Origin of the sequence: Pseudomonas sp. CM25 (genome assembly GCF_013179705.1) — a bacterium.
GTDB lineage: Bacteria > Pseudomonadota > Gammaproteobacteria > Pseudomonadales > Pseudomonadaceae > Aquipseudomonas.
Genome location: NZ_JABMCW010000663.1, coordinates 1 through 1,124 on the forward strand (window position 1 = coordinate 1; position 1,124 = coordinate 1,124).

2 protein-coding genes are annotated in these 1,124 nt (G+C 63.6%); both read right to left on the bottom strand.

What is annotated here, in order from left to right; translation table 11 throughout:
• On the bottom strand, positions 1-820 hold an 820-nt coding region (locus HP546_RS30490), incomplete at its 3' end, for an ABC transporter permease (RefSeq protein ID WP_172233673.1).
• A gap of 1 nt (position 821) precedes the next feature.
• The coding region (locus tag HP546_RS30495; RefSeq protein ID WP_172233676.1) for an ABC transporter permease subunit at positions 822-1,124 on the bottom strand (303 nt) is incomplete at its 5' end.

The following is a 1,124-nucleotide window of genomic DNA, read 5'->3' on the forward strand; positions in this document are numbered from 1 at the left end:
CGATGGCGCCAGTGAGAATGAACGGCATGAAGGTCATGGTCGAAATCATCGCGTTGGGCAGGATGTGCCGGTACATGATTGCGCCGTTGCGCATGCCCAGGGCGCGGGCGGCGCGCACGTATTCCAGGTTGCGCCCGCGCAGGAACTCGGCGCGTACCACGTCCACCAGGCTCATCCACGAGAACAGCAGCATGATTCCCAGCAGCCACCAGAAATTCGGCTGCACGAAGCTGGCGAGGATGATCAGCAGGTAAAGTACCGGCAAGCCGGACCAGATTTCCAGGAAGCGTTGTCCGACCAGGTCGACCCAGCCGCCATAGAACCCCTGCAGCGCCCCGGCGATGACCCCGATGATGGAGCTGAGGATGGTCAAGGTGAGGGCGAACAGTACCGAAACGCGGAAGCCGTAGATCACCCGCGCCAGCACGTCGCGCCCCTGGTCGTCGGTGCCCAGCAGGTTGTCCGCCGAGGGCGGGGCCGGGGCCGGTACGCGCAGGTCGTAGTTGATGCTCTGATAGCTGAACGGGATCGGCGCCCACAGCACGAAGCTGTCTTTCTTCGCCAGCAGCTCGCGGATGTACGGGCTCTTGTAGTTGGCTTCCAGCGGGAACTCGCCGCCGAAGGTGGTTTCCGGGTAGCGCTTGAACGCCGGGAAGTACCACTCGCCGTCGTAACGCACGGCAATCGGCTTGTCGTTGGCGATCAGCTCGGCGCCCAGGCTGAGGCCGAACAGGATCAGGAACAGCCACAGCGACCACCAGCCACGGCGGTTGGCCTTGAAACGCTCGAAGCGCCGGCGGTTGAGAGGGGACAAGGCCATGTCAGTGCTCCCGGCTGGCGAAGTCGATGCGCGGATCGACCAGGGTATAGGTCAGGTCGCCGATCAGTTTCACCACCAGCCCCAGCAGGGTGAAGATGAACAGGGTGCCGAAGACCACCGGATAGTCGCGGTTGATGGCCGCCTCGAAGCTCATCAGGCCCAGGCCGTCGAGGCTGAAGATCACCTCGATCAGCAAAGAGCCGGTGAAGAAGATGCCGATGAACGCCGAGGGGAAGCCGGCGATCACCAACAGCATGGCGTTGCGGAACACGTGGCCATACAGCACCCGTGGCCGGCTCAGGCC